This window comes from Pedobacter yonginensis (assembly GCF_003173595.1).
GTDB classification, from domain to species: domain Bacteria; phylum Bacteroidota; class Bacteroidia; order Sphingobacteriales; family Sphingobacteriaceae; genus Pedobacter; species Pedobacter yonginense.
Genome location: NZ_QGNZ01000002.1, coordinates 814104 through 840546, shown reverse-complemented (window position 1 = coordinate 840546; position 26443 = coordinate 814104). Strand labels below are relative to the sequence as shown.

Genomic DNA, 26443 nt, shown 5'->3' with positions numbered 1-26443 from the left:
AACACAACCAGAGGTTGTTGTTCAAAGGATTTGGATGGCAGAAAGCCATTTTAAGATTACAAAGCAATTACAATTACTTCAAATATTGCTCTACCATAAGTTTGGCATGGACATCCAAAAAGTTAGGAGAGGTTGAGCCATAAAAAAAGCCGATTTCCTTTTAAGAAATCGGCTTTTAAGCAAATTATACTAGGACTATTTCTCCCAGAAAATTTTATTGTTGAAAATATTAATCACTGGAACATTTCCACCATTACTTGCCAATTCGTTTTGTGGATAAGGTAAGCGTAATGGTAATTTACCACCACTCACATTATTCAAACCAACTGGAATATTTGTAGGGAAACCTGTTCTACGGTATTCAGCCCATGCCTCATTACCATTGAAACCATTGTTTGCAATCCATTTTTGAGTAATAATTGCTTCAAACTGACGACCTGCAGTAGTAGCTAAAGTCCAGTTTACCAATGGAGAAGTTGATGCTGTATAATATGCGTTCGCTGCAGCAGCAGTTGAACCTAACAACTTAAACGACTCATCAATACCAGCTTGGTAAGCTGCTTGTGCAGCAGTTGCGCCACCAGGAAGATATCCTTTTAAAATTGCTTCAGCTTGTAAGAAGTAACCTTCGGAAGCGGTTAACAAATAAGCCGGTTTAGCAAAACCATTACTTGCACTAGATGGTAAAACACCAGCTCCAACCGCAGAATAGTTATCCTTTTTAGATGTTGGCGTAGCAGTTGTTCCTGGATAAACACCAGTGTAAGTTTGTGTAGCAGGAATCGGAGCTACAGCTGGTCTGTAGATTAAGCCAATTCTAGGATCTGCAGCAGCAATTAGAAAATCTACTGCATATTTATTTGCTCTTGTAGCTTGATAATTAGAGGTTTCAGCACCGGTAACACTAAACCCAATCTGACCATATAAAGGGTTAAATTTACCTGCTTGGTTGAGATAACCTGGATTTACACCCGCATTTTCGCCGGCACCCAAGAAAGTTTGTCCAGCCAAAGTAGCAAATCCAGCTGTAACCTTAGCAGCACGAGACGGGATTAAAGACTGTCTCAATAAAACACGAAGTTTTAAAGTATTGGCAAATCTTAACCATTTACCCATTGGGGTAGCTGGAGATCCTGTAATGCTTCCACTTCCGAAAACGATATCACTCGCAGCAGATGGGTTATCACCTGTTGCTGTTACATTTATATTGGCTATTCCATCATTAATTAAGGTAAGAATACCATCATAAACATCTTCAGCTTTATCAAACTTAGGCGCAACAACGGTTGTACCTTTAAGCGCATCGGTAAAAGGAACGTCGCCCCAAGTATCTACAAGTAACTGGAAATTATAAGCTTGCATAATTTTAGCAATCGCTAATGCATTTTTCTTACCTGAAGCCGTAGCTTGTTGTTCTACATACTTATAGTCATTTAAGCCACCTGCATACAATGATGTCCAAACTGCATCGTAAGTATTAGGGGTTAACTGATAAGTTTCTTGTGGTTGATAGAACAAGAAATCTGGTGATTGACCCCAGTTTCCTGTTAACAAATTCCCAAGAACATTCAAACTATTATTAACGTTTGAACCCGTATTGGCCAAGGCTGCAGGTAAAACAAGCTCTGGGGTTGTTGTTGTAGGGGTATTCGGATTCTGATTAATATCCAAAAAATTCTTCTCACAGCCTGTTGCCGCTATTGTAAGCGAAACGAGTGCTATTCCCTTTATGATATTTTTAATTTTCATATGTCTGATTATTTATAAATACTAAAAAGTAGCATTTAATGTTATACCAAATGTTCTAGTAGATGGGATACTGGTAAACTCTCTACCTTGAGAATTGTTAGTTCCGAAAATACTTGCCTCTGGATCAATATATTTATTAGATTTTGGTGTCCATAATAAGATGTTAGCACCATTAACTGATAAACTAGCTCTACCAAAAGGCGTTTTGTTCAAATATTTAGCTGGAACCTGATATCCGAAAGAGATATCTCTTAATTTTAAGAATGCAGCATCAACGATGTTAGATTCTGCAAAACTATTAAAGTTACCATGCCAGAAATCGAAGTTACCACTACGTGTTCTAACAGTAGTATTTGGCGTGTAAACACCTGGTGAAGTTTCAATTACTGAATTTGGCCAGATAAATCTTTCTCTACCATATTGGGTAGTTTCTTCCGTAGAACCCGTAAAGGTTAAGGTACTCTTAGTTCCTGAATAGATTACGTTACCTGATCTATAATCAAATGTTGTTGATAAGCTGAAACCTTTATAAGAGAAAGTATTGTTAAATCCTAAAATATGTTTTGGACTTACTTGACCTAAGTTTTTCAACGTTGGGTCTAATCTGATATAACCTGAAGTTGCATCAACCACAACATTACCATTAGGATCTCTTAAGTAAGCTGAACCTAGTAAAGAAATCGGCTGACCAACAATCGCTGTCGGAACTGGATCACCACCACCTAAAGGAAGTTGTTGAGCACCGTTATATAAAGATTCTACTAAGTTTTTATTGTGGGTATAACTCACACTGAAGTTCCAAGAGAAACCATCACGATTTCTAAAAGGATTTCCTTTTAAAGATACCTCAACACCTTTATTACTAACTACACCCGCGTTAACCGTTGCAGCTGTAAAACCTGTTGAACCTGGAATACCAACATTGATAATCTGTCCATCAGTAGAAGTTTTGTAATAAGTAAAGTCTAAACCTAATTTATCTTTAATGAAAGATAACTCTGTACCAAATTCGTAAGATGTTGTGAACTCTGGTTTTAAGTTTGGATTAGGAGTTGTGTTTGATAATGTGAAAGCAGCAGTAGAACCAAATGGGAAACCAGCGCCCGCTCCAAATGTTGGAACCAAGTTGTATGGATTAGCATCTGAACCTACTTTAGCATAACTTGCTCTGAATTTAGCATAAGAAAGTACATCATTATTTTTCAAGGCATCAATTGCTTCAGTTGCAATAAAACTTAAACTAGCTGATGGATAGAAATAAGAGTTGTTATCTTTTGGTAGGGTTGAAGAAATATCATTTCTTAATGTACCGTTCAAGAAAACATAGTTTTTATAGCCAACAGTTAAATCTCCAGCAAAACCGATAATTCTGTTTTTGAAAGAACTTTCACCACCACCAAGCTCACCAACACGGTTAGATAAGTTAAAGAAACCAGGTGTTGAAATTGCACTTGCAGAAGCGGTTAAGTTACGGCTATCGTTTTGACGAACGTTATTTAACAAGATTAAAGTTGCATTGAAATCTTCGTTGATGTCTTTTTTGAAAGTCAATAATAAATCAGAGTTTATAATTCTATTTGAAAACGCATCCTCAATGATTGCTCCCGGAGTTGCAGTTGGACGTTGTCCTGATCCAAAAGTTGTTTTTTCAAAAGTTTGTTTTCTTCTATCTGAAGTATAATCCGTACCTAAGCGATAAGTTACATTTAACCATTTTGCCGGATCGTAAGTAACTTGGAAGCTACCTAAAAATCTGTCAAGATTACTGTTAAATCTGTTGTTCTCTAATGCGTAATAAGGGTTTGGTTGATAACCGTTAAAGAAACCTTGAGTTGTTGCAAACTCATAATTTCTCCAATCTTTAAAGTTTTCTAAATTGATTTGACGACTTACGTTTAAAACGTCGTTAATAACTGTTGCGTTACCAGTACCACTGAAAGAGGTATTGGTTAAGTTTTTGTTATAAGAAATGTTAGCGCTTACGTTAACATTGTTAGCCAATTTAGTCGATCCTGACAATTTGAAAGTGTTTCTTCTGAATTTATCCATTGGAACCACGCCTTTAACTTCATTATCTGATAACGACGCGTAAAAAGATCCTTTCTCATTACCGCCCGAAAACGATACTGAGTTTTGAATATTTGTACCTGTATTGAAGAAATTTTTAGCGTTATCTGGAACAGCGCTATATGGAATGAATAATTTATTTCCATTAGCTAATGTTGGACCAGATTGAACGATTGAACCGTCTAATCTCGGACCCCAGTTGGTGTTTTCAATCTCATCGTAAATTGCTGGATTTCCAGTACCGTTTTCGTAACCCGATCCAAATTCATTTTGCAATTCAGGTAATTTTTGAACATTATCTAAATTGAAAGATGAAACCACATTGATTTCTAGTTTTTTGTTTCTTAATGCAGCATCTTTACCTGTTTTAGTGGTAATGATAATCGCACCATTTCTACCTTGAGAACCATATAATGCCGCAGCATTTGGGCCTTTTAAAACTGTAACAGACTCAATATCGTCTGGGTTGATATCACCAACACGGTTACCAACGTCAACCTGATTCGCAGAACTGCTTGAAGGTTGAGTAGATGAGTTATCGATTGGAATACCATCAATTACGAATAAAGGTTGACCTTCACCCTGTAAAGATCTTGTTCCTCTCATTGTAATACGCGTTGCAGTATTTACACCACCGCTTGAACGACCAATTTGAACACCCGGAGTTTTACCAGTAATACCGTTGATTAAGTTACTTTGTCTTCCCGTTGTTAAATCAGCGCTTTTGATATTGTCTGCAGCATAACCTAAAGAGGCTTTGCTTTTTTCGATACCAACTGCTGTTACTACAACTTCGTTTAATAATTTAGCATCAGTTGCTAATGAAAGACTGATAACATTTGATGATCCAATTGTTCTTGTTTGAGTTGTAAAGCCCAGAGAGCTAAATTCTAATGCTGTAGCTGAAGCTGGAACCGATACGGAATATTTACCATCTGCTCCTGTAATTGCGCCACCTGTAGCACCTTTAATTTTTACTGTTACACCTGGAATCGGAAGATTATCTTCTGATGATGTAACAGTACCGGTGATTGTTCGATCTTGTGCCATTGCCGTAAAAGCAACAAACATAAGTATGAACAAACTTTGTAGAAGTTTTTTCATAATTTGAAAATAGGTTAGTTAATGATTTTTAATAATATGCTAAATTATAGTTAGTTGTTAACACCACCAAATTTATTTTGATAAATTGTGGAAAAAATAACACACTTTGTAGTTTTTTTGTGGAAACAAGTATTATTCTACGTCTTTATCGTGTAAATTTTTCTACATAAAAACGCTTCAATTTCTTCATCACCTTACCAATAAGTAATACACTTCAAGAACATTTTGTAAATGATTGTACGACCCAAAACCTTAAAAGGTTGCTTTTGAGTAGGCTATTTCTTGTTTGAGTAAATCTATAGTTATAGCATTTTGCAATAAAAGTATGGTAGCCCTAAGTGCATTAGGCGCCTGATAATCATCATGAAAGGCAAGAAATGCCCTGAGCAAATTGGCTACTAAATTTCTTAGAGCCCTGAGTTGTGCGCTGCGTTTTGGAGATTGGACGAGAAAATCACATTCTAGAATAAGATGTGTTTAAAAAGATTAATTATAGGGATGCACAAAGGAAGACGGAACTTTTTGCATTGAGATTCCCGTCTATCTATAAGACTGCAAAGTTTTAAACAATTTTTTTTTCAAAGGCTATATCCCCCCTTTTATAGGGTTAAAATATAGCCCTTGGTTATGGAGCACTCCTTTCGGTTTCAAGCTCGATTAAATTTTAATAATAAACTAATAGCTGCAAAAAATGGCGTTTCCGAATAAAGTTTTACCGCCCTCCCAGAAATTTCTGAATAACGGATCGTTAGCCAAATAAACAACCTGACCACGGCCAAAATCCTGAACACCGATCAGCAAACCAGATTTGAGTTCCTCGCGAACCTTTTTACCCACAACACCTGCCATCAAGCTCTTGTCATTTACCAAACCAACATTCCAACCTTTAACAAATGGCTCGTAAATTTTGCGATCCGTTTTTAAGCTGTAGTAGGATTTGCCTAATCCGTAAGCAAATGGATGGCTAGGGTCTAAACTAATTTTATAAATAGCCCCAGGAATGGTGGTTTCGTAATCATCTTTGTCTTTATCTTTGAAAAGCAGCTTGCTCGGCTCAGGTTTTTGATCTTTCTTAGCCACTGCTTCTTTCTTTTTGATATCAAAGCCTTTCTTTTCTAAAACACCTTCGATGGCATCTTCCATTAAAATAAGCTTACCGCCTTTATTTAACCAGGCGCTTAAACCATCGCCAATTAATGCACTGTAACTTCCATCAGGCAGAATTAGTGTATTGATTTTGTTAAAATCTAAATTATTAATGTCTCGCGTATTGATAATGCTTGGGGTTAAATTTAAGTCGTGTTCTAAGTAAAACCACACTTCTCCAAAAGCTAAAGAAGAAACTTCACTACCAGAAACAATTGCGATTTTTGGCTGCATCAACAGTGGGTACACATTCGAGCCAAAATCTTTTCCCTTTTCTACAAAACCACTTGTAACGGCTTGGATGGGTTTGTTTAAAGCCGTTGCAATGCTTACAATTTTGTTTCTTACGTCTTTCATAGATTTTTCGTTCTCCACCCTCAAAATAATTAGCGTTCCGGCTGGATAATCCTTACCATTTACCGAGAAAGGTTGGTCTGCCTGCCTCACTTTCAGATTTTCCTTTTGCAGGGCAATTAAAACCTGCACGTCTTCACTGCTTCCCCAGCCAAACAACCAAGCTAATGGCTTATCAATGTCGTTAGAAGTGACTTTGTTTTCTTCTAATGTTGAATATTTCCCTTTAAAGCTTTCTTTACTCGCATAAGCTTTTAATCCATACACATAAGGTAGTGCCCATGCGGTTATGTCGTAAGTATTAGAATCGGTTACAAAGGTTTGAGGTTCTAAGAGCACATTAGCCAACACCGCTCTCGATTGAAATATGTTCACAATCAGATCGTTTCTGCCAACTGTAAAATTATCTTCCTTTTGGGTATCGTAATCATAACCTCTTCCCGTTTTGTCTCCCCCGTAGGCAAATTCTATTTTGTTTTTAATTAATAATTCTGCTAGTTTTTTTAACCTCGACAAATTGGTTGCTTTAATGACGTAGCTTTTATACACCCCTGGTGAGGTTACTAATTCTTGTTGGAAATACTTTTTGTATTCATCCAGGAGCTTGTTGTGATTTAAAGAGGTCACCTCAATTGTTGACATGCCTGTTGTAAAATGATGTGCAATACGGTCTTTCAACGTTAGCGTATCTCCATCATTGGTAACTACCGATAAGCCTGCTCTAATTCCACCCTGCTCATAGGTCATCCCGATAGAGCCATTATACAAAGGATATGTATCACCATAAGAAGGATAAAGTAAATCGAAACGCTCTTTTGTAAAATAGCCCCAACCCTCTGCATCAAAATACTTTGCGTTGTTTTTTCCAACCACAACTTGGAAACTTTTTTGCCAAGGGGTTATGTCTTGATGCACAGGCTCTGCTGCTGGTGCAAAATAATATGGTTCGTTATAACTTTGTTCGTGGAAATCTACATGAACCTGGGGCATCCACTGGTTGTAGAGTGCCAACCTCTGCTGACTTTCAACTTGGGTTTGCCAAGCCCAATCTCTATTTAAATCGAAATAGTAGTGGTTCGGTCTGCCACCTGGCCAAGGCTCAATGTGTTCTCTTGATGAAGGATCTGAATTGGGTGTTTTGCCCACCACACTGTTAAAGAAATTAACATAACGATCTCTTCCATCTGGATTTAAACAAGGATCAATAACCACTACGGTGTTCTTCAACCACTCATTTGCTTTGGCATTGTTACCAGAGGCTAGGGTATAAAGCATTTTCATGGCTGTTTCAGTTGAATTGGCTTCGTTACCATGAACATTATAACTCAACCATAAAATGGTAGGCTGTGTAACCAAATCAACCGTGTTTGTTGTGCCTGTAGCTAAAGCCAAATTGTTTGTTCTAACCTGCTCAAGCCTAGCTATATTTTCTGTTGATGAAACTATGGCCACCATTAATGGCCTGCCTTCGTTCGTTTTGCCATATTCAATCAATTTGATGTTTTTTGGAGAAGCTAAAGCCGTTTGCTTAAAATATTCTGCCACCTTAAAGTGTGGTGTAAAATGGCTTCCCAATTCGTATCCAAGAAATTGATCGGGTGATTTAACCTGAGCATGAACGAACAAAAACGAACCAAGTAAAAATAAACAGAGCGTAAGGCCTTTCTTCATAAAAACAATAATTTCAACTAATGTACTAATTTTGTTTTTTGTTGTTACGAAAGTTTAATTTTACAGCAGATATTTTACCAAAAGCATGATCACAACCGAAAAACTCTACAGTTACTATCTTAAAAGCAGGTTAATTTCTACCGACACCAGAAATATTAGCGAAGGCTGTATCTTTTTTGCCCTCAAAGGCGATAACTTCAATGCAAATGAGTTTGCCAAACAAGCTTTAGAGAAGGGGGCTGCTTTCGTAGTAATTGATGAGGCAGACTTCGCTTTAAACGATAAATGCCTATTGGTTGATGATGTTTTAACTACGCTACAGCAACTGGCTCGCCACCATAGAAACCAATTAAATATCCCGGTAATCGGATTAACTGGCAGTAACGGCAAAACAACCAGTAAAGAATTGGTTAATGCAGTTTTGGCAGAGCGTTTTAAAACTTTTGCAACTTTTGGTAATCTGAATAACCATATCGGTGTTCCACTTTCTATTTTAAGTATTGATAATGAGGTGGAAATCGCTGTTATTGAAATGGGTGCAAACCACCAAAAAGAGATTGAACTGTTGTGCACAATAGCACAGCCAACGCACGGAATTATAACCAATGTTGGCCTGGCACATTTAGATGGTTTTGGCGGTTTTGAGGGAGTAAAGAAAGGCAAAGCAGAACTTTATGCCTACCTAAAAGAGGCTCAAGGTTATACTTTCATCAATAGAGACAACCCCCACCTACTTGAAATGAGCCAAAAAGCGGGTTTAAATAAACTTATTTATTACGGAACCGAAAATGGCAATACCATCAAGGGAACCTTGAAAAGCAGCGATCCGTTTATTGAAGTAGAATGGACAAACCATGATCTTTCATCCAGTGTTAAAACCAACCTAACGGGAAGTTATAATTTCGAAAATATTTTGGCTGCAATTTGCATTGGCGATTTCTTTGATTTAAATCCTGAAGAAATTAATGCCGGATTATCTAACTACCAGCCTAAAAATAATCGCTCGCAACTGACTAAAACCGATAAAAACACGGTGATTTGCGATTTTTACAATGCAAACCCAAGTAGTATGAGTGCCGCACTCAAAAACATTTCTGTTTTAACGGCTGAACATAAAACGGCAATTTTAGGCGATATGTTTGAATTGGGACCAGAATCGGCAACACAACACGAACTGATTGCCAAGCAAGCTAACGAAAGCGGCTTGAATACGCTGGTGTTTATCGGAAAACATTTCTATGCGTTTAAAGATAAATTTGATGGACTATTTTTTGAAACACCAGCCGAAGCAGCAACCCATTTACAACAAAATTCAGTTCAAGACAATCTTGTTTTATTGAAGGGATCAAGAGGTATGAAATTAGAAAGTTTATTGGAATACTTGTAATTTATCCAATCTTATCAACCTTAGCTCGGTTTAAGCCCCAAGGGGAAAGAGATCAAAGCAAATCAATATCCATCAAGATGCTGAAATGAATTCAGCAGGGTGAAAGAATTTTAAAAGATGCTTATCTGAAGTAGTCACCTTGAATTTTTTTAAAGGTTTTAGCTAGTTAAAAGGATATGTTTGTTATCTCCAACTCACGTTATCTACTTTGAGTTTCCGCCACCAAAACACCCGCATCGCTTATTTCTAGAAGCGGATTATCTCGCATGTTCTGCTCAATTTCGATTTCGTATTTGCCCTTATGTGGAAAACGATAGTTGGTAAGCATGGGAAAAGTATAAGTAAATATATTCCCAGAGCCGCTCCCTAACCATTCGCCATCATTTTTAGCCAATTTAAACTGATACCTGCGGGTTGTTTTATTTTTTCCATCCTTAAAATGTGCCAAAATATAAAGATTAGCGTATTTATAATCAGCGGTATGCCTTAACTTGAAAAAAATATTGTAGGCCTTGCTATTATCCTTAATCTCGAAAGGGCTGATGATGTGATTTCTATAGGTCCACTTATGCTCCGGAATTTCCACGTTCGAATCGATAACATTAGCCGTACATCCCGAAAAAAGAGATGCAAGCCACAAAAAGCCTAAAACTAAAATCGACCTTTTATTCAGCAGCTGGTTTATTGTCTGAGCCATTGTTGTTTTTTCGGCGGTTATTATTTTTTCTTCTGTTGTTTCTATTCTTATTTTTATTCTGCTCTGTTTTAATCCCTTCAGCCCCTGTTTCTCCTTCAGCTTTTACAATAGGTTTTTGTGCTTGTTGCGGCCTTGGTCCGTTTTGAGGTTTTGGAGCATTAGCCTGCTGTTGCTTTGGTCCACTTTGTTGAGGTTTGGCATTTCCTTGAGCGGGTTTTGGGCCTGCTTGTTGGGGTCTTGGCCCTTGTTGAGGTTTCGCATTTGGAGCAACATTTTTCTCTCCGGCAGGAACTCTATCTCTTCTATTTTGATTATTATTTCGGTTGTTTTTTTGATTGTTGTTTCTGTTCTGGTTGTTGTTTTTACCTCTAGAACGTTCATCTAAACGGGTTAAACTGTCTTGACCAACAACGTTTTCGTAATCGAAAGATTTTTCGACCACTACTGGTGCGGCAACTTGAATGGCTTCTTCTTTTAAATTAGGAGCCTTTTTACCAGCCTTGTTCATCACCATGATTTCTTTAACACGAGCGGCAGCAACTGGAATCCAGTTTTCATCGCCCTGATAGCTAAACCACATTATTTTTTTAAAAATATCTGTTTTTTGATGCCGCGCATAACCGGCTTCGGTATCTAAATTTTCGATGCGATCTGGAATGTCTTTTAAAGCATCTAAATAAGTATCCAACTCATAATTTAAACAACATTTAAGCTTACCACACTGGCCCGCAAGCTTTAGCGTATTGAGTGAAAGGTTTTGATAACGAGCCGCAGCTGTAGAAACCGTTTTAAAATTGGTTAACCAGGTTGAGCAGCACAACTCTCTACCACAAGAACCTATACCTCCTAAACGACCTGCTTCCTGGCGCATTCCAATCTGGCGCATTTCAATCCGAATGCGGAAACTTTCGGCCATTTTTTTAATCAGTTCACGAAAATCAACACGACCATCCGCAGTATAAAAAAATGTTGCCTTGGTTTTATCTGCTTGATAATCTACGTCGCTAATTTTCATTTGCAAACGTAAATCAAGTGCCAGTTTACGGGCTTTGTGCATGGTTTCCCATTCCATCTCTTTCGCGGCATTCCATTTCTCTACATCAGCTTCTGTTGCTTTGCGATAGATTTTTTTTGTAACCTGATCTAAACTCGTTTTACGTCTTTTCATTTGGATGCGCACCAACTCGCCTGTAAGCGAAACGTGGCCCACATCAAAACCTCCAGTTGGCCCTTCAACGGCAACCAACTCCCCAATTTCCAGATAAATGTTATCGTTATTAAGGAAAAACTCTTTTCTCGAGCCTTTGAATTTTATTTCTGTAACCTGAAAAGGTTTATAGTTAGAAGGCATATCCAAATTGGATAGCCAATCGTGAACTTCCATTGTTTGGCAACCACCGGTGCCGCATGAGCCATTACTTTTGCATCCATTAGGGGTGCAACCACCACCTGTTGAACAACTTCCACATCCCATAATTAATTGTATATATATTGAGTCCCCTGAGGGAGCGTTTTAAACCTAATAATTTTAACCAATTGTAAAGATACATCTAAAAACAGAATTTTTGGATTTGCATTCCTTTCAATGTGGTAATGTGCCTTTTCCAACTCGCCAATAATGGCTTCGGCCATAGGCAGCGTAAGTACATTGGTACTCAACTTTTTTGCGGTATCTAAGGTTAATGGGGGCAGTTTTACCAATTCTTCTGCACCACTAATAATTAAACAGCATTCGCGTAAATACTTTACACCATACTTTAAAAAATTTTTCTGATTTTCTCGTCCCCACTTGGCCGCTTGCTCTGTAAAATCAATCAAATCAGGTACCTTATTGCCAAACCCCATACGCAACCAACTCGTAAACATGCCCGAACTATCGCTCTGTGTATCGGCAGCCAAAGCTTTCGCTTCAATTAAATTCCCATCGGCTAAGAAAGCATAATCAATGGCTTGGTTGTCATTTAATCCGCTTGTGCTGCGTAAATAGTTAGAAACTTCATCGTTAGATAATTTCGGGATTTTAACAATCTGCGTACGCGATAAGATGGTGGTTAAAATCTGATCTTGACTTTGTGCAATTAAGATGAATAGCGTGTTGGCTGGCGGTTCTTCAATAAGTTTTAACAGTGCATTGCCTGCCTTATCCAAATATTCTGGAAGCCACATAATTAAAACCTTAGTTTGGGCTTCGAAGGCTTTGTAGCTTAATTTTTTAATAATATCATGGCATTCTGCAATATTGATATTGGCTTGTTTGTTGGCCGCTTCTAGTTTAGATCGCCAAATATCCAAATCAAAATAAGGATCTTGAAGTAGCATGTTTCGCCAATCATCCAATACATCTACAGCTGTTTTTACGCTTGCTGAAGCAAAAAATGGATAAGAAAAGTGTAAATCTGGATGGATATAACGCTCATACTTTCTGCAACTGGAACATTCTCCACAGCTGTCGTTATCGTCTTTTTCTAAACAGTTTATGTACTGCGCATAAGCAATGGCCAAAGGCAAAGCACCAGATCCTGCCGGAGAGAGAAACAATTGCGCATGACTGATGCGATTTTCTTTAACCGTTTGCACCAATTGTTGCTTAACTCTTTCTTGACCGATGATTTCTTTAAACTGCATTTGGTGCAAAATAAGAAATAGATATGATAATTGAGATAATTGATGTGATATATGACCAAATTGGTCTGGATTTTAAAAAAATCTCCCACATATTTAAAACACCCATTTGTGATTATTTATTGCTTCTTGCCGGTTAAGTGGGGGATATTGAATGCCTTAGAATTTACCCTCAAAATCTCATTTATCAAAAAAACGTACCTTTGGGGCTTTTAATTTTAATATGGCTCGAATTCTTGCTTTCGATTATGGCACAAAACGCATTGGCATAGCCGTTACCGACCCTTTGCAAATTATTGCCACAGGTTTAGATACTGTACATCCAAAAGACATTATCGAATACATTAAAAAATATATGCTTGCAGAATCGGTAGAGGCTTTTGTTTTAGGCGACCCAAAACAAATGGATGGTACAGATTCTGACTCGAAACAACATGTAAAGGGCTTTTCTACACTACTTAAAAAAGCTTTTCCCACCACCCCACAACACTGGGTTGATGAACGCTTCACTTCAAAATTGGCCCACCAAACCATTATGCAAAGCGGACTAAAAAAGATGGATAGACGAGATAAAGATCGGGTAGATACCATTGCCGCAACCATTATTTTGCAATATTTTATGGAAACTAACCGTTTATAACCGAATATATGAGCCTAATAAACGACGATTTACAACAATTACTCATTAACTATTGCGAGCCGGAAAGCGAGTTGCTTCAAAGGATAGATCGCGAAACTAATCTTAAAGTTTTAATGCCCCGTATGCTTTCTGGCCATTACCAAGGTCGGGTTTTAAGCCTATTAAGTAAAATGATTGCGCCTAAAAGGATTCTGGAAATCGGAACCTTTACCGGTTATGCAACCCTTTGCTTAGCCGAGGGTTTATCAGACAATGGCCTTATTTACACCTTAGATATTAATGCCGAGCTAGAAGACATGGTTCGGAATAACTTTGCCCAATCTGTTTACAACGATAAAATCAATTATATTTTAGGAGATGCTACACAAACCATCAATCAGCTAGACGAGGTTTTTGATGTGGTATTTATAGATGCTGACAAAAAAAATAACGGTACTTATTACGATTTGATCTTCGACCGCGTGCGCCCTGGCGGAATCATCATTGTGGATAATGTGTTATGGAGTGGAAAAGTACTTCATAATCAACAAGATAAAGACACCAAGAATATTACTAATTTTAATGATAAGATTGCTGCAGACCATCGGGTAGAGAAACTGATTTTACCCGTAAGAGATGGTTTGTTTGTAATCAGGAAGAAATAATAACCGTGAATTTGATGAATCGATTGGAAGGATAGCGCAATTATTCAATGTAACAGTTTAACAATTAACCCAAATGAAAATACTTTCTCTTTGCTTATTCCTTTTATTAGGAACGTTAGCAAAAGCCCAAGAAACCGAAGACTACATTGCAGACCATGTAAAATACGCGCAGGAGTTAATGCGTGACCATAAAATCCCAGCGAGTTTAATTTTGGCGGTAGCCATACATGAATCTGCATCCGGAAATAGTAGAATTGCCCAACATTTAAACAATCATTTTGGTGTTAAGGGACCTAATAACAATGATAACATCCGTTCTTCTTACCGAGATTATTTAAATGCAGATGAATCTTACAGTCATTTTGTGGAGATTATGGAAACGCGTGCACCTTTTAATAATCTTTTCGCCAAGTACGATCAGTACGATTACAAGGGCTGGGCAAGAGGCATTCAACGATGTGGTTATGCGCACAGCAGAAGCTGGGCAAGCCAAGTTATTGCTCTGGTAAAAAAATACGAGCTTTACAAATACGATGAGCGCCCTGATGGTTACGAAGAACCTGTTTATGCAAGTACCGTGTATCGTCGCAAAAAGAGAAGCACAAAAACAAGTAAAGCCTATACTGTAAAACTCGGCGATAATTTAAGCGTTATTGCTAAGAAAAAAGGAACAACCGTAAAAGCCATTATGCGTAAAAATGGTTTAAAAAAGGTTAACTTAAAACCTGGTCAAAAAATTAAGTTATAAATCCGAATATCTTTACTCCACATCATTTCAGCTTTTTATAAATGCGTCAGATTAATCTATCCACTTTAAAACCCTTTGTTCTCCTTACCATTGTTGCGCTTGCATTAAGTTCTTGCTCTACAAGGAAATACGCTAAAAACAACAAGCAGATTGAAAAAGCAGCCAACAAAGCCAACAACAGCACCTACAAGAGCTATAACACCTTAAGTTATATAGATGAGTTTAAAGCCGTAGCGATAGAAGAAATGAATGCATACGGTATTCCCGCCAGTATTACCTTAGCCCAAGGCATATTAGAATCGGGTAGTGGCAACAGCGATTTGGCTAAATATGCCAACAATCACTTCGGCATTAAGTGTACTTCCGATTGGAAAGGAAAAAATTACTTCAGAGACGACGATCAAAAAAACGACTGTTTTAGGGTGTATAAAGATGCACGCGAATCGTTTAAAGATCATTCAGAATTTTTGAAACGCAAGCGATACAGTTTTCTTTTCCAATTGGATAAAAATGATTACAAAAGCTGGGCACAGGGCTTAAAAACAGCTGGTTATGCCACCAATCCTAAATATCCAGATTTGCTGATCAATACCATTGAGAAATACCAGCTATACCAATACGACCAACCAGAAAGCGAAAAACAGAAAATTGCCCGCGAAGACCGTGTATTTACAGAAATCAATGAAAATATCCCGCAAGAAAAAAAGAAATTTACCCCTGTAGAAACACCACCACTTGGTGCCAAGCCGATTTTGGCCGATGGAACTTATACTGTTATTAAAGGCGACACTTTATATAATATTGCAAAACGTTTCAATTTATCTGTTGATGAGCTAAAAATGCTAAACAGCATCACCAACGATGCAATAAAACTGGGCCAAGTGCTTAAGGTTAAATAATGTTAATCCTAATGGTAGCCTAAAGCTTATTTGTAGTTTTGTAACCCAATGAAATTTATTACCGCATTTCTTTCCTTTTTTTGCCTATCGGCGATGATTTATGCCCAAACCAAACCTTTGGCAGGAATTGTTATTGATAAGGAAACGAAACAGCGCTTGGCGAAGGTGTATATCTACAACCTAAGAACTGGAGATGGACTCTACAACAATACCAAAGGAGAGTTTAGCACCTTTGCTGTGCCGGGCGATACTTTGGTTGCCGCATTGGCTGGCTATGGGGTAGATACCATGGTGTTTAAAGGACAGTCGGCGGCCTATTTTCAGTTAAATTCTTTAGGGATTAGGCTAAGGGATGTGATGATCCAACAAAAAAGGTTAACCCCGCAACAACAATATGAAAAATCGGTAAGAGAATATCGCTACGCAACTATTAAAGGAAGCAGCAAAGACCTTATAAATTTAGGCAATGGTGGTGTTGGGCTCGGTATAGATGCCATTTACAATTTGCTCAGCAAGCAGGGGAGAAATGCCCGCCACTTACAAAAAATATTGGAAAAGGATTATCGGGAAGATTTGATTGATTATCGCTTCAATGCCACTCTAGTTCAAAAGATTCTGAATATAAAGGAGGAAGAACTCACGGATTTTATGCAGCAGTATCGCCCAACATACCAATTTGTGCTCGATGCTACAGATTATTCGTTTAATCTATTTATTCGAAACGCCTATAAAAGTTATCGCTTAAATCCAAAAGCGCTACAATTGCCAGCATTACCAAAACTAACAATAGATAAGCTGTGAAAGCACCGATTTTGATTGTGAAAAACCTCCCAGCTTCTGGGATGGCCATATTTCCATTTATCTTGTTAAAATCCGAACGATTAATGCACGATCAGGAAATCATCAATCATGAAAAAATCCATCTGCGCCAGCAACTCGAATTGCTTGTTGTTCCCTTTTACGTTTTATACCTTCTTAACTATTTGGTTAATAGGCTAAAATATGGAGACCACCACTTGGCCTATCGAAATATTATCTTCGAAAAGGAAGCTTACAACCATGAAAGCGACTTAAGTTATTTGCAAAAAGGGAGTTGGTTTGGTTGGCTTAAGCGCAGTAAATAGGCCTAATTCACATCGAATATTCGAATCAGGTAAGTTCCAGATAATTAACTTTCTAAAACCAACCAAGACCATAAGATAAACTCCGGGCAACGACGCCCTTACAACAATCCTTTACAATTCGTGCGAGTTAATGAGATACATTCATTTCACTAAAACCTTTTAATCTCTAAAATTTTTCATTTTCTTTGTAACCAATGAAGAAACTTGTAGCCTCCATAGTTATCATTCTCAGCATCTGCTCGGTAAGAACATACTCTCAGGAGATTGATACAATTCCGATTAATACCAAAGACCTTAACCTTAAGCTAAAACGCAGCCCATTGCCAAGTAGGCAGGGCCCATTAAACTTTGAGCCAGTAAAGCTGAAACCTTACGTAGTTAATGCGAAAGTTAACTATTGGAAAACCAGAACCAACATCGGCATCAACGTAAATCAAGCCCAATTTAGCAACAATTGGAAAGGTGGTGGCGTAAATTCTGTTGCCGTTGGTGGTTTATTAAATTACAAAGCAGAATACAATAAAAACAGCTACAGCTACGTAACCGAGCTTATTTTGCAATACGGTAAGGTTAAAAACAAAGATCAATTGCAGAAGAAAACCAACGATAGGATTTTTTGGGATAATAAAGCCTCGTTTCAATTATCAAAAAATTGGTTTTTCTTCGGGTCGGTAAGTTTTGAATCACAATTTGATAACGGTTACCGATATTTTAGAGACAATAACACCCAACAAGAACAACAGGTGTTAATTTCTAGATTTATGGCTCCGGGATACTTAACTGAATCTATCGGTTTCGAATATAAACCTGTAAAATACTTCTCTACCAGAATTGGTACCGGAACGGCAAGGCAAACCTTTGTTTTAGACAGTACCGTTTACGATGGCAAAAACAATGTGTATGGTGTTGATAAAGGCAAGAATTTCCGCAACGAGTTGGCTTTCCAAGTAGTAAGTTCCTTTGATAAGGATATTTTTCCAAACACAAATTTAAAAGCCCGATACCTGATGTTTATCCCTTACGAAGACATTGCATGGTCAAAAATCGATCACCGTTTAGATATTGCCATAACGGCGAAAATAAACCGCTTTATGAATACCAGTTTAACAGGCGTGATGCTTTTTGATGCAGATACGGGTACCAATAAAATTCAAGCCAACCAAACCCTTGCGCTTGGCTTTGGCTTCACTTTTCCTAGATAAATTAACCTGATTTTGGGATATTTTTGCGTTTGATGTTGCCAAATTATATCTTAAAAGCTTCTTAAGCATCAATTTGGTCTCTTTGCTTTTGTATTTCAGCTTCCAAAACATTTGAAATTACAAGTTTTAGCCACGGAATCACAGAATACACGGAATAGGTATCGATGTTAAAAATGCTTTAGCCTTCACCAATGGGCGCGTAAACAGAACTCAGGTTAGATGGCTTAAGATTTCTTCTTCTTAAAATCCAGATAATCAACGAAATACAAAATCTTTACAGAAAGGCTATTGTTTTGAGGGGCCGATAAAATCCCATCTAAATTTCTATTATAGCCCTTTGTATAGTATGTGTGGTAAGTTTCCGCAGCATCTTTGTATGAAACCGACAAAGTGCTTCCGGGTGCAAATTGCCAAGTGTATATCAAGTCGATGTTAAACACATTGTAATTTCTATCTGTTCCGGTTAACGGAGTGCCTTGATAATTAGTTAAGTTACCATCTGGTTTAAGCAAGAAAAACTCCTTGTTTCTTCTATCGCTCCAATAATGCCTTAATACTACGGTAAAGCCCATTTTATTGCTAAGGGTATATTTGGCATCAAAAGAATTTTCAACCGTTCGTCTGTCGTACCGAGAAAATATAGCCTGATTACCAAGCGAAGTAACCCAGTTTACATAATCGTAGTTCGGGTTAAAATTTAAGTCTAAGCCAAAAGCGATTTTATCATTTAACCTTAAGTTTTGAAAAAAGTAAAAGTTGAAAGATTTTCCCTCAAAAAGCTGCTGCTCTTGGTAACGAAAGTCTCCGCCAAAATTATAGGCATTAGCACGATTGGTATTAAAATACAAGCCTAAACCATAGTTTTCTGGCGCTCGAAAAACTTGGCCGTTTCTGGCTTCGTAAAAATCGTTTCTTCTTCCCTCATAATTAACATTAAATTCGGCAGCCCACAAGTTTTTGAAAGCTACATACGATCCTCCATTGAGAGTAAAACTTTGGTAATCACCTGGTGTTGCCCTTCTAGAATACACTAGGTTAAACCAATTTTGCTGCTCATTATACCATTTACTGGGTTTAAAAATGTTGTAGCTAAAGCCAAATCGGTTGTCAAAAAAATTATTATTGGTAAAAAAGCCCATGTCTGATGGGTCAAACTTGTCATCGGCATACACTTGATTGTAATACCACGTAAAATTGCCACTTTGCTTGCCAAACCTAAAAATATAGCTATAACCTGTGCTCGTATTTTCACCACGTAGGTAACTCATTTTACCATCACCATTAACAAAATATTTGTTGTTTTTACTATTTAGGGTGAGGAGCAAAGCCGTCACATTAGCATCATAAGCACTTCCTGCTCGTAAAACGTTGGTATTGATAAACGTAGCGGAGCTATTATTTTTTAACGATTGATCGAAAACCAAAATATTATAATTGGTAAGGGGCTGTGTTTCTACCTCACGCAGGTTTCCATTAGCATCTTCTACTTCCGTTTGCATGCTATTGGTTACGGCATTAAAAATCCCTATACCCAAACCCTTGGCCGTTCTACCCGAAATTTTTGTGGCATTTAAAACCTTTGCCTCGGTTTGGTCTTTCACAATTTTATCATCACTTGAAATTTGGCTATAATTGTAGTATGCAGGGATGGAGCCAATTCGTTTCGAATAAAACAAATCGCCTTTGTTAAAGAATTCTGTCCCTTCCGTAAAAAACTGTCTGTTCTCATTAAACTTTACCTCAAAGGGGGTTAAATTCAAAATGCGGTTATCAGATTGCACTTGGCCAAAATCGGGCACTAAAGTCATATCCAAGGTAAAACTGTTGTTAATTCCATATTTAACATCCATGCCACCATTAAATCGTGTAGTTGTATTTTTTACCCCTGGCAAATTGAGGGGATAATGATTAATATAGCCAGACACATAGGGTGAAAACGATAGGCGTAGTGGTGGTTTTACATTCTTAATACCCACCCAAAGCCCTTCTTGATTGATGAAACCGTTAACCTTCGGATCTACAAAATTCCAAAAAGTTTGCGTGTTTGTGCGCTGAATTCTGCGACTAAAGTTTAAGCCCCAATTCTGTAAGTCTTTACCAGAAAAACGCAGGGCAGAATAAGGAATCTTCATTTCGCATGTCCAGCCCTTATCATCTATGTTTACTTCACTTTCCCAAACGGCATTCCAATTGGGGTCTTCACCACCTATTTGCGAATATTTAGCGTCAAACTGAACACCTGCAGCTGTTACAAAGAAACCATTGCCATTCATTTTATCGTAGAAAGGATCGAAGATAATTGAAATGAAATCGGCATTACCCACATTATCTCTGGAAACCAATTCGTGCGCAACACTATCAGGATTATCGTACATACGCGCATAAACATATACGGCAACATCATCGTACAATAGTTTCATTTCAGTACGCTTTGCTTGCCCTTCAACCCGGCCGGGCGTTGGTCTAATTTCAAAGAAATCGGTGGCTATGGGTACATTAACCCAGCAAGCGTCATCCAAAACACCATCAATTTTTGGTGCTTGTTCAGTTCTTATAGCCGTTAATTTTTTTTGTTCGGCAGGATTTTGCGCATGGCAGTACAAGCAAAAAATAGTGAAAAATATGGGTAAAAAGCGTTTCATTTGTTTGTTTGAATAAACATAAGACCCTCTAGTAATCTAAATGTTGCGCGCAAAACTAAAAATAAAATTTAAAAGACTAAAGCCGAGAGACTAAAGGTAAAAGTCCGAAGACCAAAGACCAAAACCGAGAGATTAAAGGTAAAAGACCAAAGCCGAGAGGCCGAGAGACCAAAGGTAAAAGTCCAAAGACCAAAGGTAAAAGCCAAAAGCCCGAAGCCGGAGAGGGCAGATGAAAACTTTTGTTTCCTTTGTTTCTTTTGTGGTTAAATTATTGAGAAAACTATCTTTTGAAAGTCAATCATTCATTCTCTCATTCAGTAATTCTTTCATTCAATCATTCAGCAATTCTTTCATTCTCTCATTCAAATTTACACTCAAAATTTGATACCTTTGTTTTTTATTAACAAATGGCTTTTTGCAACACAACAAAAAGCTTTTAGCTTAAATAACATGTTTGATAATTTACAGGACAAGCTAGATAGAGCATTTAAAGTATTAAAAGGACAAGGCAGCATTACGGAAATCAACGTGGCAGAAACCATGAAAGAGATCCGAAAAGCATTATTAGATGCCGACGTTAACTATAAAACCGCCAAAGCGTTTACCGATGATGTTAGGCAAAAAGCACTCGGACAAAATGTATTAACATCTGTTTCGCCAGGGCAATTGCTTACCAAAATAATGAACGATGAACTTGCTGCATTAATGGGCGGCGAGGTTACCGAATTAGAAACGAAAGCGAATCCAACCATTATATTAATTGCAGGACTAAACGGTGCGGGTAAAACAACCTTCGCAGGTAAATTGGCTTTACACCTAAAAGGTAAAGGCAAAAAGCCTTTGTTGGTGGCTGGCGACATGTATCGCCCGGCAGCGGTAGATCAGTTGGAGGTTTTAGGTACTTCGGTTGGTGTTTCTGTATTTGCCAATCGCGAATCTAAAGACCCTGTTGCCATTGCATTAGAAGGTATTGCACATGGTAAACAAAACGGAAATAACGTTATTATTATTGATACGGCTGGGCGTTTAGCTATTGACGAATCTTTAATGAACGAGATTTCGGAAGTTAAGGCCAAAACACAGCCTCACGAAATTTTATTCGTGGTGGATTCGATGACAGGTCAGGATGCGGTTAACACCGCCAAAATCTTTAACGATCGTTTAGATTTTACAGGTGTCGTTTTAACCAAGTTAGACGGAGATACCCGTGGTGGTGCTGCGTTATCCATCAAATCGGTTGTAAATAAGCCAATTAAATTTATTGGTACGGGTGAGAAAATGGAAGCACTTGATGTTTTCTATCCAGACCGTATGGCATCGCGTATTTTGGGAATGGGTGATGTGGTTTCTCTTGTAGAGCGTGCGCAAATGCAGTTCGACGAGAAAGAAGCCGCAGAATTGCAAAAGAAAATCCGAAAAAATAAATTCGATTTTAATGATTTCTATAACCAGATTCAACAGATTAAGAAGATGGGTAACATGAAAGATTTAATGGGAATGATTCCGGGTGTGGGTAAGATGATGAAAAATGTTGACATCCAAGATGATGCCTTTAAATCAATCGAAGCCATTATCAACTCGATGACGCCTTTCGAAAAAGAAAATCCAGATAGCATTCAACAAAGTCGCAGATTAAGAATTGCAAAAGGCTCTGGTAGCAAGGTTGAAGAGGTAACCAAGTTGATTAAACAATTTGAAGATATGCGCAAAATGATGAAGCAGTTTTCTAATCCAGCCGCAGCTGCAGCCATGATGAAAGGCATGCCGAAAATGCCATTTGGCAGATAGCTTTAAAGATTAGCATTCAGATAATCTAAAATCTCAATCGGAAATGATTGGGATTTTTTGTTTGCGGTAGCCAAATAATATTTAGCAATAGAAATCACGATGATTTTTAAAAGTTAAATTGTGCTTGCGAATATTGCATCGCTACTTTTATGCCCTTTTGTTTCTTTTGTGGTTCAAAATAAAATTTTGTTTGCTTAAACTATTTTTGATTAATGAAGTACCCGCTTTTCCACAACCCAGCGCTATCGTTTAACAGTTTCGCAATTGCAATCCTTATATATTTTTTTATACTTTTCTAATTCTTTTTGTGTTTGAGCCTGACTTAATTCACGCTCAGTTAATTGTAGGTTAAGTCTTTCTAGGTCGGTTTGATACCAATTGTAGCAATCGTTTATCCTACTCAGTTGCATCGTTTTAGCAGAATATGACATGGCTTCTCGGTAGCAATCACACTTTTCTTGGCCCGGCCCTGTGCCTGTTTTATTTTTACAAGCCGAACCTATAAATAGCGCCGAACACATGATTAAGTATTTTCTCATTTTGGAATTCAAATATTTTGGCAAGATAAAAATAATACACGATATGTCGTGCACAATCTAAATACCTTGTGTTTTAGCTTTGCTTTTATGGCAACTAAGAATCCAAGGAACGAAAAACTGATCATTAAGTTTGGCGAAAATGTGCGTAAACAAAGGATTTCCAAGGACCTAACTATGCTACAGCTTGCTTTGATGTGCGATGTAGAGCTTGGGGCCATTAGCACAATAGAGCGTGGTAAAGTAAATTGCTCTATCAGTACAGCCTATTCTATTGCAACTGCGTTGGAAGTTTCAGTTGATGATTTATTGAAGTAAAAAATCTCCAATTTGTAAGGATAAAGCAAGACATTTCTACAGTCAGCCTCATGCACAATCTTAAAAAATAAAAAGATTGTGAATCATATTCTTATATTAGTAACCAGTTCCAAATTCGTCCCAAAATAACAACATCCCGTTTTTTCTAGAAACAATTTTTTAAATGCTTGTAAAAACATACGGGAGTGCTTTATTTGGCGTAAACGCACTTACGATAACAATTGAGGTTAACATTAGCGCTGGCAATAAATACTTAATGGTGGGTTTGCCAGATAATGCTGTAAAAGAAAGCTTGCAACGCGTAGAAAGTGCCATTCAGGTTTCGGGCTATAGAATGCCAAGGCAAAAGATTGTTGTTAACTTGGCACCTGCCGACATTAGAAAAGAAGGCTCTGCCTACGATTTACCCATCGCCATTGGAATTTTGGCGGCCTCAGGGCAAATCCCTGCCGAACATCTCGACAAATATTTCATCATGGGTGAGCTTTCTCTAGATGGAAACATCCAACCCATAAAAGGTGCTTTGCCCATTGCCATACAAGCCCAGCAAGAGCAGTTTACCGGCTTTATACTGCCCAAACAAAATGTTAGAGAAGCGGCTATTGTACATGGCTTAACTGCTTACGGTGTAGAAAATTTAGCTCAAGTAATTCGTTTTTTTAATCAGACTGAAACGCTCGAGCCTACACAGGTAGATACGAGAGAAGAGTTTATGAAAAACATTGGCAATTACGAACACGATTTTTCGGATGTTAAAGGCCAAGAAAACATTAAACGAGCATTAGAAATTGCCGCAGCTGGTGGCCATAACGTAATCTTGATTGGCCCTCCAGGTGCAGGAAAAACCATGCTAGCCAAACGTTTACCAACTATACTGCCGCCATTGAACCTACACGAAGCGCTGGAAACCACAAAAATTCATTCTGTAGCAGGTAAACTCTCTTCGGCCGATGCTTTAATGACTGTTCGTCCTTACAGGTCGCCACATCATACCATTAGCGATGTTGCTTTAGTAGGGGGCGGTATGCACCCATCGCCAGGCGAAATATCTTTAGCCCACAATGGTGTTTTGTTTTTGGATGAACTGCCAGAATTCAAAAGGACCGTTTTAGAGGTGATGCGCCAACCGCTTGAAGATAGGAAAGTGGCCATTTCTAGGGCCCGCTTTTCTGTAGAATATCCAGCAAGTTTTATGTTGGTTGCTTCCATGAACCCATGCCCTTGCGGTTTTTACAATCATCCTGAAAAGGAATGTGTTTGCGCACCAGGGGTGGTTCAAAAATATTTAAGTAAGATTTCTGGTCCGTTGTTAGATCGAATTGATTTGCATGTTGAGGTTACGCCCGTTAATTTTTCTGAGCTGGCCTCAACCCGTGAAGCGGAGAAAAGCGAACGCATCAGAGCACGCGTAATCCAAGCGAGAGCCATACAAGATCGCCGTTTTGCCGACAAAAATGATTTACACTACAATGCCCAAATGAGTCCAAAAATGGTTAGAAAAGTTTGCCAAATTAGCGATGAAGGAACCGCTCTACTCAAATCGGCAATGGAGCGTTTAGGTCTCTCGGCAAGGGCATACGATAGAATTTTAAAGGTAGCCAGAACAATTGCCGATTTAGATGCCAGTGAAACAGTAGAACTAGAACACTTAGCCGAATCTATAAATTACCGAAGCTTGGATAGAGAGGGTTGGGCAGGCTAAATGAAATTAAATATCTGCTAATTTTTTGAGGTGGTGTTTCGAAGCCCCAAAATATGGCCTGAATATGTGTTGTGGGCCAATGCATTAATGGATGAAGGCACCATTTTTCTGCTAAACTAAACACTTTGAAAATTAAAGTAGGGAATATTTGAATTCTGAAATCTAACTAAATATGCCAACCAGAAGCCACTTAAACATGATTAAAAACTACCTATCTACCAGTAGTTTATAAGTACGAATAACTTCTTTTTATGGCTCCTTACCACTATTATATTGGGTTACAAAAGCCCTTTTTGGCACAGTGGTTGTAAAGGGCATGTTACATTTACAAATTGAATCTGTGCACGCAGACTCGCAAATTGAAAAACAAAACATGAAAAAGACAGTTCAAATTTTTAGTATGCTTTTAATCGCATTAACCGTTTTGGTATCTTGTAAAAAAGATACAGATCCTGCCGATAAAGATTTCTTTGTTGGTACATACAACGGAACAGTTTCTTATCGCAACGATCAAACAACCATCAACAGCTCTGACGGGAGAGTTACCGTAAGTAAAGTTGGCGAAACGTATAACTTTTACTTCGGAAACAACATTCCAGATATTACTGGTGTTAAGTTTGAAAAAACTGGCGATAACAGCTATGTGAGTATCGGCTCTGGCTTAACCGGAATTAGCATTGATGCAAGCAACTTAAAGATGCTGGTATCAAGAGGCGGTGAAACCTGGACAGCCAATTGCACGAGGTAATTAATAAAACCACGAGAGGTCCTGGTTGTAAAATCGGGACTTTTTTATTTTCTACAATTCTTCTTCTTCGTCCTCTTCCTCAGGTACGTAGCTTGAAATCGCAATTCCAATGGCATTTACTTCTTCATCTTCCTCAAAAATAGGAAGCTCAGTTTTATAATCCATTTTTAACCAAATGGAAGAGGTATCCTTCATAATTTGAATATGCTCTTTACCATCTTTAAAAATGGTGTAGGTATCATTTCCCTCTGGAAAAACGGAATAGGTGATGTTGCCAACTTCTATATCAAAAGGTTCTTGCATTGCTGATGTTTTTTTACAAAGATAAAGCTTTAAAACCTCAATATCATTCTGCTCTTCATGATTTGGCGCTGAAACAACAAAATACAATCATAAATATTGCCGTCGGTTTGTTTTGAACTTCGTTTTCGAAAATAGTTGCAAGGGCCTTTCCACCCAAACCCGACTGAAGTGGAAAACACGCAAACCGAGGAACGAGGTGCGGATTTGGAACGAAAGGCGGGACTGAGGTAACCGAAAAACTACTGCCTTTGCTTTCCAAAAAAACGACTACCAAACCTTAAATTTCTATTCTACTGAGATACAAGGGCTTCCGCTAGCTAAAAAATTACTTCCTGTTGTTTAAAAATTGCAT

The 26443-nt window shown here is 38.0% G+C and carries 21 protein-coding genes; 12 read left to right on the top strand and 9 right to left on the bottom strand.

Features of this window, described 5'->3' with window-relative positions:
• Positions 1–195: 195 nt before the first annotated feature.
• The 3 genes from DHW03_RS10450 to DHW03_RS10440 all read right to left on the bottom strand — a co-directional run bounded on the left by DHW03_RS10450 (position 196) and on the right by DHW03_RS10440 (position 8091).
• Positions 196–1749, bottom strand: a complete 1554-nt coding sequence (locus DHW03_RS10450; RefSeq protein ID WP_109925734.1) for a SusD/RagB family nutrient-binding outer membrane lipoprotein — start codon at positions 1747–1749, stop codon at positions 196–198.
• A gap of 21 nt (positions 1750–1770) precedes the next feature.
• Positions 1771–4920 carry a SusC/RagA family TonB-linked outer membrane protein gene (locus DHW03_RS10445; protein WP_109925733.1) on the bottom strand — a complete coding sequence of 1050 codons (3150 nt, stop codon included), beginning with the start codon at positions 4918–4920 and terminating at the stop codon, positions 1771–1773.
• Between the two features lie 675 nt (positions 4921–5595).
• A complete protein-coding gene (locus tag DHW03_RS10440) occupies positions 5596–8091 on the bottom strand; it encodes a M14 family metallopeptidase (RefSeq protein WP_109925732.1) in 2496 nt (831 codons plus the stop codon).
• A gap of 85 nt (positions 8092–8176) precedes the next feature.
• Between DHW03_RS10440 and DHW03_RS10435 the strand changes: the two genes are divergently transcribed.
• Complete coding sequence (locus tag DHW03_RS10435; protein ID WP_205940992.1) at positions 8177–9478, top strand: UDP-N-acetylmuramoyl-tripeptide--D-alanyl-D-alanine ligase; 1302 nt, start codon at positions 8177–8179, stop codon at positions 9476–9478.
• 199 nt (positions 9479–9677) lie between these two features.
• Here DHW03_RS10435 and DHW03_RS10430 read toward each other — a convergent pair whose 3' ends face one another.
• Genes DHW03_RS10430 through DHW03_RS10420 form a run of 3 tightly spaced genes read right to left on the bottom strand, consistent with a single transcriptional unit; the run spans position 9678 to position 12800 of the window.
• Entirely contained in the window at positions 9678–10175 is a 498-nt protein-coding gene (locus DHW03_RS10430; RefSeq protein ID WP_109925731.1) for a gliding motility lipoprotein GldH, read from the bottom strand.
• The gene (ricT, locus tag DHW03_RS10425; protein WP_109925730.1) at positions 10144–11649 is read right to left on the bottom strand and encodes a regulatory iron-sulfur-containing complex subunit RicT; all 1506 of its coding nucleotides are present in this window, start codon (positions 11647–11649) and stop codon (positions 10144–10146) included. The genes DHW03_RS10430 and ricT overlap by 32 nt, the downstream gene beginning before the upstream one ends.
• Positions 11650–11651: 2 nt before the next feature.
• Positions 11652–12800 carry a DNA polymerase III subunit gene (locus tag DHW03_RS10420; RefSeq protein WP_109925729.1) on the bottom strand — a complete coding sequence of 383 codons (1149 nt, stop codon included), beginning with the start codon at positions 12798–12800 and terminating at the stop codon, positions 11652–11654.
• Between the two features lie 220 nt (positions 12801–13020).
• Between DHW03_RS10420 and ruvX the strand changes: the two genes are divergently transcribed.
• The 7 genes from ruvX to DHW03_RS10385 all read left to right on the top strand — a co-directional run bounded on the left by ruvX (position 13021) and on the right by DHW03_RS10385 (position 18054).
• Positions 13021–13437, top strand: a complete 417-nt coding sequence (gene ruvX, locus DHW03_RS10415) for a Holliday junction resolvase RuvX (RefSeq protein ID WP_109925728.1) — start codon at positions 13021–13023, stop codon at positions 13435–13437.
• Between the two features lie 8 nt (positions 13438–13445).
• Positions 13446–14081 (top strand): O-methyltransferase, encoded by a 636-nt coding sequence (locus DHW03_RS10410; RefSeq protein ID WP_109925727.1) that lies wholly within the window; start codon positions 13446–13448, stop codon positions 14079–14081.
• Between the two features lie 73 nt (positions 14082–14154).
• A complete protein-coding gene (locus tag DHW03_RS10405) occupies positions 14155–14829 on the top strand; it encodes a glucosaminidase domain and LysM peptidoglycan-binding domain-containing protein (RefSeq protein ID WP_109925726.1) in 675 nt (224 codons plus the stop codon).
• 41 nt (positions 14830–14870) lie between these two features.
• Positions 14871–15728, top strand: a complete 858-nt coding sequence (locus tag DHW03_RS10400) for a glucosaminidase domain-containing protein (RefSeq protein WP_109925725.1) — start codon at positions 14871–14873, stop codon at positions 15726–15728.
• 48 nt (positions 15729–15776) lie between these two features.
• Entirely contained in the window at positions 15777–16529 is a 753-nt protein-coding gene (locus DHW03_RS10395; protein ID WP_109925724.1) for a hypothetical protein, read from the top strand.
• The gene (locus DHW03_RS10390) at positions 16526–16852 is read left to right on the top strand and encodes a hypothetical protein (protein ID WP_205940991.1); all 327 of its coding nucleotides are present in this window, start codon (positions 16526–16528) and stop codon (positions 16850–16852) included. The genes DHW03_RS10395 and DHW03_RS10390 overlap by 4 nt, the downstream gene beginning before the upstream one ends.
• 194 nt (positions 16853–17046) lie before the next feature.
• On the top strand, positions 17047–18054 hold the full coding sequence (locus tag DHW03_RS10385) for a DUF3078 domain-containing protein (RefSeq protein ID WP_109925722.1): 1008 nt from the start codon (positions 17047–17049) through the stop codon (positions 18052–18054).
• A gap of 224 nt (positions 18055–18278) precedes the next feature.
• Here DHW03_RS10385 and DHW03_RS10380 read toward each other — a convergent pair whose 3' ends face one another.
• Positions 18279–20696, bottom strand: coding sequence for a DUF5916 domain-containing protein (locus DHW03_RS10380; RefSeq protein WP_109925721.1), 2418 nt, complete (start codon positions 20694–20696; stop codon positions 18279–18281).
• A gap of 450 nt (positions 20697–21146) precedes the next feature.
• Here DHW03_RS10380 and ffh point away from each other — a divergent pair, with 450 nt between their 5' ends.
• Positions 21147–22484, top strand: a complete 1338-nt coding sequence (gene ffh, locus DHW03_RS10375) for a signal recognition particle protein (RefSeq protein ID WP_109926023.1) — start codon at positions 21147–21149, stop codon at positions 22482–22484.
• Positions 22485–22726: 242 nt separating this feature from the next.
• On the opposite strand, the gene DHW03_RS10370 is transcribed toward ffh, so the two are convergent.
• Positions 22727–23023, bottom strand: coding sequence for a hypothetical protein (locus DHW03_RS10370; RefSeq protein WP_133248520.1), 297 nt, complete (start codon positions 23021–23023; stop codon positions 22727–22729).
• An 87-nt stretch (positions 23024–23110) separates the two neighbouring features.
• Here DHW03_RS10370 and DHW03_RS10365 point away from each other — a divergent pair, with 87 nt between their 5' ends.
• The 3 genes from DHW03_RS10365 (at position 23111) to DHW03_RS10355 (ending at position 25788) form a co-directional block, all read left to right on the top strand.
• A complete protein-coding gene (locus DHW03_RS10365; RefSeq protein ID WP_109925717.1) occupies positions 23111–23338 on the top strand; it encodes a helix-turn-helix domain-containing protein in 228 nt (75 codons plus the stop codon).
• A 163-nt stretch (positions 23339–23501) separates the two neighbouring features.
• Positions 23502–25040: a YifB family Mg chelatase-like AAA ATPase gene (locus DHW03_RS10360; RefSeq protein WP_109925715.1), complete on the top strand. Its 1539-nt coding sequence runs from the start codon at positions 23502–23504 to the stop codon at positions 25038–25040.
• A 373-nt stretch (positions 25041–25413) separates the two neighbouring features.
• Positions 25414–25788, top strand: coding sequence for a hypothetical protein (locus DHW03_RS10355; RefSeq protein ID WP_109926022.1), 375 nt, complete (start codon positions 25414–25416; stop codon positions 25786–25788).
• 51 nt (positions 25789–25839) lie between these two features.
• On the opposite strand, the gene DHW03_RS10350 is transcribed toward DHW03_RS10355, so the two are convergent.
• Positions 25840–26091, bottom strand: a complete 252-nt coding sequence (locus DHW03_RS10350; protein WP_109926021.1) for a hypothetical protein — start codon at positions 26089–26091, stop codon at positions 25840–25842.
• Positions 26092–26443 lie beyond the last annotated feature (352 nt).